A 9,400-nucleotide genomic window follows, 5' to 3' on the forward strand; every position below is an offset into this window, starting at 1 on the left:
TCCTGCAGGAGAGCTTAACGTTACCCAAAACGTCGTTTTCCAGGCATAAATAGCCGCACTCCGAGAAAAAAATTCCCGAAATTGTCCTTGGACAGGTGTTCAGAAATTTAGGTGGTGGATTTGGGTTGCCTTAATTTATTCAATTTGTTAAAAGATCCGTTTATAAATATTTTTATATGAAAGTCACAATACGTTTGTGAAGGACTTTCATATTTTGTTGTGGGTTAGGTCCGGGTGCCAATAAACCAAGTCAGCCCATGATTTCTATATTTAAATTTATTTTGAAAGGGGCGATGCTGCTTGAAAGAGATTACTGTCACCGTTATTGATAATGACGTTGAAAAAGCGTTGCGTATTCTGAAGAAAAAAATTCAGAACGACGGGCTGTTCAAACGTCTCAAGGTAAAAAAACATTTTGAAAAACCTTGTCAGTACAGAAGACGTAAGATGAGAGAGGCGATGAGAAGACAAAGAATTGCCGCCTCAAGATCACGCAGAAAACGTAGCTAACGCATTGAAAATCACCCGGCGTATCAAATTGGCTGATATGCCGGGTTTTTTTTATGGACATTTTTCATGGCAAACACCCCTTATGAACTGTGCCTGGAAAAAATTTACAAACTGGGCCGGTTCGGTATCAAGCTTGAACTGGATACTATTCTAAACATCCTTTCACAACTCAACACCCCCCATAACAACTACAAGACGGTCCATGTGGCCGGAACCAACGGCAAGGGCTCCACAGCGACCTGTATCGCGTCAATCCTCAATGCAGCGGGGTTTAAAACCGGCATATACACAAGCCCCCACCTGGTCCGATTCAATGAACGGATCTGCGTGAACGGGCAACAGATCAGCGATTCAGATGCGGTCAGCGCATACGAGGCAGTGAACGCTGCGGACAATAGATCGCGCAAGGGATCGCGCAAGGCCACTTTTTTTGAAATTGTCACAGCCATGGCCTTTTACTATTTTGCCAAAGAGAAGGTGGAATGGGCGGTCATTGAAACCGGCATGGGGGGCAGATTTGACGCCACCAACATTATTACACCCAAGGTCAGTGTTATTACCAACCTGTCCATTGAGCACACCGCTTATCTTGGACATACCATCAGGGACCTGGCCCGGGAAAAAGGCGGCATTATAAAACCAGGTGTGCCTGCAGTTACGGCTGTATCCCAGCCATCGGGGATAAACAAGCTGGCTGAGGTAGCCAAAGACGGGGCATCAGCCCTTTACCGGTTCAAAAATGACTTTTCCATCCGAAAAACCCCTGGCCGGCCAACATATAATTACAAGGGAATTTATCAAAATTTCAACGGCCTGACCAAACCCTTACCCGGAGAACACCAGCGGGAAAACCTTGCTTTGGCCCTGGCTGCCAGCGAGCTGATTTTTGAACAGAACAAAGGCAGTGATCCACGATATGAACTGACCCGGGAACAGATTCATAAAGGGCTTGCCCAGGTCAACTGGCCGGGGCGCCTTGAAAAAATCATGGATCGCCCCCTGGTTATTCTGGATGGGGCCCACAATTTCAAAGCATCTGCTCTGCTGGGCAAATATCTCAACCAGACCTTGGGGAATAAAAAACTGACATTTGTCATCGGCATCCTGGATGACAAACCCTATGAAGCCATGCTGGCCCAGCTTTTGCCCAGGGCTCACCGGATCATTGTGACCAAAGCCAAAATAAACCGCAGCATTGAACCTGCGGTGCTGACCGCAGCAGTCAGAAAAATATTCAACGGGGAACTGCAGGTCATCGAGGATGTAAAAGAGGCGGTATCCTACGCGATTTCGACAAGTTGTAAGGATGACGCCATATGCATTGCAGGTTCCTTGTATGTGGCAGGAGAGGCTAAGGAAAAATTTGATATGGATCTTATTACCTGAATTAAACGCTTAACTATTTTAATTTCCTACTTAGACGATACAATCAGGCAGATTTCCGGCAACAGGGAACTTGGTCGGCAATCAATGTCCTTGTCATAGCGGCAATCTTTTCAGGGGGCATATCCCTGAACCGGGAAAAAGGAATGGTATCCAGAACCTTTACTGTCATCTTCGTGTACCCCTGAAAGGTCAACGCGTATTTAGGCAACGCCTTATTGGTATTGCTGATGGCAATGGGCTGAATGTCAACACCTGTGTTTTTAGCCAGGATAAATGCCCCGGGTTTGAACTTCCCTATACAGCCGTCTTTGGACCTTGTGCCTTCGGGGAAGAAAAAGATGGAGATGTTTTGCCGTAAAAGCGCCTCACATCCGCCCATCATGGCCTTTATACTGTCCTTGTCACCCCGCTTGAGTTTAATGTCCCCGTTGTTAAGTGCCATATTCCACCCAATGAACGGCAGCCGGAAAACAGAGGCCTTGGCCACCCACCGGTAGGGAAACAGCAGTCGGGAAAGCACAAGGATATCCAGCTGGCTTTGATGATTGGATACAAACACATAATTTTTGCGGATATCAAGCTTTTCCCGACCCACAATTTTTACGGACCCGGGCAGCATAACCCATGTATAAACCGAGCCCCAGAACGCACTGAAAATGTTTGACACAAGCCTTCGCTGATCAAAGGGCGCTGTGCATATCCGTAACATACAGGCCACACAGAAAAAAAAGGCGGAGGTGATACCGAAAAAGGCAATAAACATGGCTGAAAAAACCTTATTTAATACCGCCTTACTATAACGCATATGGGGTTAAACTCTCATACCCGTCATCTGTGACAAAGATGGTCTGCTCAAACTGGGCGGACAGGGACCCGTCATTGGTCACGGCTGTCCACCGGTCCTCAAGCACATGCAGTTCTTTTTTGCCTATGTTGACCATGGGCTCTATGGTGAACACCATGCCGGGAACAAGGGTTACACCGGTACCTGGCCGTCCAAAATGAAGGACCTGGGGTTGTTCATGGAAATCAAGTCCCACACCATGCCCTACAAACTCCCTGACAACCGAGCATCCCTGGCCTTCGGCATATTTTTGAATGGCATGCCCAATATCCCCTAAAGTGGCCCCGGGCTTGACCTGTTCGATACCCAGCCGCAGGCTTTCGGCAGCCACGGCAACAATTTTCCGGGCATCCCGTCCGGGCGTACCCACGAAAAAGGTTTTATTGGCATCGGCATAGTAACCGTTTAGAATCGGTGTGATATCAATATTGACAATATCCCCGTCCTCAAGCACCCGGTCCCCGGGTATTCCGTGGCAGATAACCTCATTAATGGAAACGCAGACACTTTTGGGATACCCCCTGTAGTTGAGCGGTGCTGGGACTGCCCCGGCTTTTATGGTCTGTTCATGGACATAGGTGTTGATGTCATCGGTTTTTAAACCGGGTCGAATCATGGCCTCAACCCCATCCATAATGGACAAAAGCAATTCCCCGCATTTTCTGATTCCCTCAATCTGTTCAGGCGTTTTCAGGATAATGTCATACTTGTTTTTATACTTATCCGTCAAGGAAATCTCAGTTTTCCTGTTCCTGCAGCAGTTTTTGAATTTTCTCCCGCTGCCGCACGGGCAGGGTTGATTAGATCGAATACTCGTTGATTTAATTTTCATAACGTTTTAATCGCTTTCACAGACCTCTCCCCAAAGGGAATGGGGGTATGCGTTTATAATTTGAAGTGTGACCAGATCCCCGATGGTGGCCTGGTCCGATGCAAAATGCACAATTTTGTTTGCATCGCTTCTGCCAAACATCTGTCTGGTATTTTTATTCTTCTTTACAAATCCGTCCCTGGGTTTAGGGCTGTCACCTTCCACCAGCACCGTAACTTTTTCCCCAACAAAGGCTTTGTTTTTCTTTTCTGTTATCTTCTCCTGGAAATTAAGAAGCGCGTTGAGCCTGTCCCGTTTAGTCTGTTCATCCAGCTGGTTTGAAAATTTGGCAGCCGGTGTAAATGACCTTGCTGAATAAGAAAAGGCAAAGACCGCATCAAATTCTACGGTTTCAAGCAGATTCATGGTCTGCTGAAAATCAGATATCGTTTCTCCGGGAAACCCCACAATAATATCCGTGGACAGGGCAATATCCGGACAGATCTGTCTTAGGGCTGAAATTCTTGTAAAATAGGTGTCGCGGTCATATTTGCGGTTCATCCGGTTTAAGATATCGTTTGAACCGGACTGAACCGGCAGATGAAGATGGTTGCACACCTTGTCAATATCCTTGATGGCCTGGATCAGATCCATTGATAAATCCTTGGGATGGGACGTGGCAAACCGGATACGCTCAATCCCGTCTATCCTGCTGACAAGATGCAGCAAATCAGCAAAAGATACCTGTCCATTATTACCGGCATAGGAATTAACATTCTGGCCCAGCAGGGTAATTTCACGCACCCCGGAACCGGCCAGCCCTTCAATTTCTTCCACAATGGCAAATGGATTCCGGCTTCTCTCCTTTCCCCGGACATAGGGCACCACACAATAGGTGCAAAAATTTTCACACCCCTGCATGATGGTGATAAAGCGTGACACCTGAATTTGTCCGGCCAATGTATCCCTGGGAAAGCCTTCGAAAATGTTTTCGCTGGGTTCTGTGTCCACAATACGGGTTTCACCGGCAGCCAGTGCTTGAATATGGGTTTCAAAACGCCCAAAGGCCTGGGTGCCTAAAACCAGGTCAAGATGCGGCAGGCGTACAAATGCTTTTTCCTTTTCTTTTTGTGCCACACAGCCGGCCATGATGGTCAGCGGACGTTTTCCTTTAATCCTTGTGCCTGCAAAACGGCCCAGAAAGCTATAGGCCTTTTCCTGGGCCTTATGGCGGATGGCGCAGGTATTGCATAAAACCAGATCTGCCAGGTCCGGGTCATGGGTTTGTTCATATCCTGCATTTTGCAAAAGGCCTGCCAGAATCTGGGAATCATACACATTCATCTGGCACCCGATGGTGTTTACATAGGCTTTGGGCTTATCTTGGCTCAAAATAAAAGTCCTTTTTCAACGCTTGGGTGACCATATTTACCTCATCCTGCCGGTCCGGGGGCATGGCAAGCCGGATATGGCCGGCTCCGGGCTCCACTGTTGTGACCACGGCGATACCTTCATAAGCTTCAAAAATAAACCGGATAAATCCGATTTTTGTTTTATCCACCATATATTCTTTTATAATAGATTGCATAACATTTTTTAAACCAAATCCTTTATGAACCGAGTATTATACCACCAACAAAACCGGTTGCTCAAGAATTTTGCTTAACTATTGCGCTTCATACTCTTGTTTCCGGTTTCTTGTCATTAACCCTTAAGTTAATGACATTGATTGACACATAGCAACCCAAGAATGTATAAACCTGGCATTCCATGGAGATCAAACTTACATATACGACACCTGACAGGCATGTTGTTCAAAGACTTCAAAAGGCCCTTGGCTGCCATCCTGTTATTGCCGGTCTGCTATCGGAAAAAGGAATCACAACAGCTGATGAGGCCAGATTTTTTCTGAATCCGGATTATTCCAGACTGAGCAACCCCTTTGAATTAAAGGACATGGGCAAGGCCGTAGAGCGGATTCATACGGCGGTACGCAACAAAGAAAAAATTCTTATTTTTGGTGATTTTGATGCAGACGGGGTCACGGCTACGGCCATGCTTTATCAGTTTCTCTCCCTGGTAGAAGCGGATCTGTCCTGGTATGTGCCCCACAGGACAAAGGAGGGCTACAGCCTTCAATTGCCCCACATTGAGATGGCCGCATCCCTGGCTGTTGACCTGATCATCACCGTGGACTGCGGTATCCGTTCCCATGAAGCGGTTCAGGCGGCAGCCAGGGAAGACATTGACGTCATCATCACCGACCACCATGAACCTGACACCACCATCCCCAAGGCCTTTGCCGTGATCAATCCAAAGCAGGCCGACTGCAAGGCCTGTCTTGAATACCTGGCCGGTGTCGGCGTGGCATTTTATCTGATTATGGGCCTGCGCAAGGTATTCAGAGACAATGGAATATGGGAACAATACCCGGAACCCCAGTTGTCCGAATACCTGGACCTGTTTACCATCGGCACCATAGGAGATATGGTCCCCCTGGTGCAGGACAATCGAATTCTTTGCGTGGCAGGACTGAAACGCATTCGCATGGGCCTTCGTCCGGCAATAGTCTCCATGGCCCGTACATCAAGGGTTGACATGGATAAGCTTGATTCCGACGACATTTCATTTAAAATCGTGCCAAGGCTTAATGCCGCAGGCCGCATATCACATGCAAGAATATGTGTTTCCCATCTGACCTGCCCTGCCCCGGCCCAGACAGAGACAACCGCAGCCCTTCTTGATGAACTGAACAGAAAACGCCAGCTCATTGAAAAAAAGATTGTCGAAGATATTGAACTGCGTATTGCGGGCGATCCATCCATACTTGAAAACCGGCTTATTGTCTTGTGGGACAAGAAATGGGAGGCATCCGTGCTTGGCATTGCCGCATCAAGGCTTGCCAGAAAGCATGTCTGTCCGGTGGTGCTGCTGAACTCAAAAGACGAAATTGCAAAAGGGTCTTGCCGAAGTATTAACCAGATCAATATACACGAGGTGTTGTCCGGAACCCGGGATCTGCTGGAAACCTTTGGGGGGCATGCCATGGCAGCAGGACTGTCAGTAAGAAGGGAAAACCTGGCGCGTCTTAAACCAGCTCTGGCACACATCCTGGCTTTAGTCTGCACAGAAAAAGATTTTAAACCTGTCCGGAAAATTGATGCGGTGATTGAGATTGCGGATATTACCCCGGAACTTATCAGCCAGATAGATATGCTTCGCCCCTTTGGCACCGATAATCCGGAACCGGTCTTCCTTATGGAAAATATGTGGGTTGCATCTTCCATCATCATTGGCGGCTGCCATCGAAAAATGACCCTTAAGGATCAAAGTGAGGAACATCAGGTGGAGGCATTGCACTTCAACCTGTCTGACACGACCTGCCTGCCCGAATTTTTCCCGAAACTGATGGTAAAGCTTAAGGCGGACAGATTTAAGCAGAATCGCGTTCAGGTTATTGTTCAGGATATGTAATTAAATAGAGATCACTTAAGCCTTTATCTGCCGGATAGGTCTTTCCACCGTTCAGGTTCTCAAACACAGATTTCAGGGGTGTGTGCCCCTTAACGAGCCGTCCAAACACTAGGTAAGATTGCCGTTTTTAAGTGTCTTCATATATTTAAAAAAAGCAGTCCCAACCGTTGGACAGAAATGAGAACCAATCCCTTCGGAAATAATCTGAAGCGCCTTTTCTACGGGCATGCCGTCACGATATGGCCTGTCACTGGTCAGTGCATCAAACACGTCGGCAACGGCAATGATTCTTCCGAATAAGGGGATATCTTCTCCTTTCAGCCCGTTGGGGTAACCTGTACCATCCCAGCGTTCGTGATGGGAAGAGGCTGCAACAAGGACATCTTCCATATTGTGCAACGGTTTGAGGATGTCCTGAACAACTACGGTATGGGTTTGAATGTGCTCAAATTCATCCGTTGTCAGTTTACCTGGCTTGAGCAGCACATTGTCACGTACACCGATTTTACCCAGGTCATGAAGGCTTGCAGCGATCTGAAGACGATTTATTTCCGTATCTGAAAACCCCAGTTCCCTGCCAATGACCATGGAAAGTCTGGTAACGGATTCGGAGTGGCCACTGGTGTATTTATCCCTGGCTTCCAATGCATTGATAAGGCTGGCGATGGAGCCAACCGTCAGCTTTTGTTCAAGAACAAGCCGCTCCCTTTCTTCAAGCATACGCTGGAAATGATCGGAAAGCAGTTTTTCCATGGTAACAACAAGCATGTCCACGTTAAACGGCTTGATAATAAAGGCCGTAACACCGTCCCTGATGAGACGTCTCATCATCGGCTTGTCACCCAGGGAACTCATAACCACAATGGGCAAAAATTTGTACTTTTCAATATTGAACAACCTGCGACAAAGTTTATTGCCGTCCACCCGGGGCATGTTCAGATCCGTAAGCAGAACATCAGGTGCAACATCATCAATGATGTCAAGGGCATGCTGCCCGTCATCAGCCAGTGCCACTTTGAAGCCGGCATCCTCAAGCCCCTGTTTTGTAACCATCTGAATGGTTTTACTGTCTTCAACCACAAGGATGGTTTTATCCCTGACAAAGGTACATGTGTTCATCACGCTTTCAATGCGGGGAATAAGTTCCTTATTTGCCAGGCGTTTGGGCACATATGCATCCGCACCGACTCTGAAACCGTTTTCAATATCAACATCGGTATCAAGGGAACTTAAGACAATTACAGGTATATGCGACGTTTCCGGATTTGATTTGATCCACTGACAAAATTCCAATCCGGAAAGGTTAGGCATATCCACATCCGTAATCACCAGATCGAACTGCTCTTTTCTAAGCGCCTCCTGTCCCTGCAAGGCATTGGACGCAGTTACCGTTTGAATCCCTGAAGGACTCAACAATGCTTTCACGGCAAAAAGAGCTGACCTGGAATCGTCAACAATGAGCACATTCGCTTTCTTCATGATCCTGCCTCAACTGTTTTTTTTATGGTCATCTTAAAGCAATGGTGTTGTTTCCCCCTGACAGTCAGGAATCCCTGAATCTATTGGCCAGATCATTATCAATGACATAGATGCAGATCTCATTGGCACCCTGATGTGAATAACCAAATTTACTGACCAGGTTGTCAATGAGAAATGTCACATCGCGTTTGATGCGTTTGTCATGGGCTTTAAACTCTTCTGTATCAAAATCCTTTATGGCCCGCCTGAAATTTTCATTGTCAATAAAAGGCTCTAAAACCCGTTTTTTTAAATTGTGCACATACCGTTCATGAAGGGTTTGAAACAGCCGGGTCTGGGCGATGTTCTTTCCTTCGATCATAATCTCGTGGGTAAGGGTAGACCCTGTATATTCCTTTAATACATCCAGGCGCATCCCCTGGCGCCGTATCGCATCGGCATGTTCAGACAGAAGCCTGATTTCAATGCTTTCAAGAAATGCCTCGGTCACATTGATCTCTTCTTTGGTAAAAATACAGTTCACAACAGAGCCGATTTCATTGGTCACAGCGGAAATATAATTTTTTATGTCCTTTGCGATCTGCTCCTCGTTGTAATAGTAGAGAGACTCTTTGACCTGCTGGAGAATGGAATAGTCATACATCCTTAAAATTGAAGACAAAAACCCCTGGGGAATCGTCTGGCGTATGGGTTCTTCGAGCTTATTGAAAAACGAACATAGGTCAGGCATGCTGATCAGCCTGTTTTCCTTAGCAAATTTCGAATAAAACCGGTCAAAAATTTTAATGGCGTCGCGACCGGATAGTCCTTGTTTCCCAAATTCTTCCGATTCTACAAGAATTTTTTTCATCATTTTTTTATCAAGCGCTTTTATGTCCTCGTCATCCAGCCATTTA

General features: G+C 46.8%; 8 protein-coding genes and 1 pseudogene. 3 read left to right on the forward strand and 6 right to left on the reverse strand.

What is annotated here, in order from left to right; translation table 11 throughout:
* The first annotated feature begins 300 nt into the window (after positions 1-300).
* On the forward strand, positions 301-510 hold the full coding sequence (gene rpsU, locus AB7U36_RS12240; RefSeq protein WP_211251865.1) for a 30S ribosomal protein S21: 210 nt from the start codon (positions 301-303) through the stop codon (positions 508-510).
* Between the two features lie 66 nt (positions 511-576).
* Complete coding sequence (locus AB7U36_RS12245; protein WP_428160051.1) at positions 577-1,896, forward strand: bifunctional folylpolyglutamate synthase/dihydrofolate synthase; 1,320 nt, start codon at positions 577-579, stop codon at positions 1,894-1,896.
* A gap of 43 nt (positions 1,897-1,939) precedes the next feature.
* Here the strand turns inward: AB7U36_RS12245 and AB7U36_RS12250 are convergent, their stop codons facing one another.
* The 4 genes from AB7U36_RS12250 to AB7U36_RS12265 are packed head-to-tail and all read right to left on the reverse strand — an operon-like array spanning position 1,940 to position 5,139.
* A complete protein-coding gene (locus AB7U36_RS12250) occupies positions 1,940-2,701 on the reverse strand; it encodes a lysophospholipid acyltransferase family protein (RefSeq protein ID WP_428160052.1) in 762 nt (253 codons plus the stop codon).
* Positions 2,691-3,572 carry a type I methionyl aminopeptidase gene (gene map / locus AB7U36_RS12255; RefSeq protein WP_428160053.1) on the reverse strand — a complete coding sequence of 294 codons (882 nt, stop codon included), beginning with the start codon at positions 3,570-3,572 and terminating at the stop codon, positions 2,691-2,693. Before map ends, AB7U36_RS12250 begins: the two co-directional genes overlap by 11 nt.
* Positions 3,573-3,578: 6 nt before the next feature.
* Positions 3,579-4,943 (reverse strand): tRNA (N6-isopentenyl adenosine(37)-C2)-methylthiotransferase MiaB, encoded by a 1,365-nt coding sequence (gene miaB / locus AB7U36_RS12260; RefSeq protein WP_428160054.1) that lies wholly within the window; start codon positions 4,941-4,943, stop codon positions 3,579-3,581.
* Positions 4,930-5,139: a DUF4911 domain-containing protein gene (locus AB7U36_RS12265; protein WP_428160055.1), complete on the reverse strand. Its 210-nt coding sequence runs from the start codon at positions 5,137-5,139 to the stop codon at positions 4,930-4,932. Before AB7U36_RS12265 ends, miaB begins: the two co-directional genes overlap by 14 nt.
* Positions 5,140-5,321: 182 nt before the next feature.
* On the opposite strand from AB7U36_RS12265, the gene recJ reads away from it, so the two are divergent.
* A complete protein-coding gene (recJ, locus tag AB7U36_RS12270) occupies positions 5,322-7,025 on the forward strand; it encodes a single-stranded-DNA-specific exonuclease RecJ (protein WP_428160056.1) in 1,704 nt (567 codons plus the stop codon).
* Between the two features lie 108 nt (positions 7,026-7,133).
* Here recJ and AB7U36_RS12275 read toward each other — a convergent pair whose 3' ends face one another.
* On the reverse strand, positions 7,134-8,504 hold the full coding sequence (locus AB7U36_RS12275; protein ID WP_428160057.1) for a response regulator: 1,371 nt from the start codon (positions 8,502-8,504) through the stop codon (positions 7,134-7,136).
* A 64-nt stretch (positions 8,505-8,568) separates the two neighbouring features.
* Positions 8,569-9,400: pseudogene (locus AB7U36_RS12280) on the reverse strand (serine protein kinase PrkA); the annotation flags it as partial.

It is taken from the genome of Desulfobacter sp. (assembly GCF_050177295.1).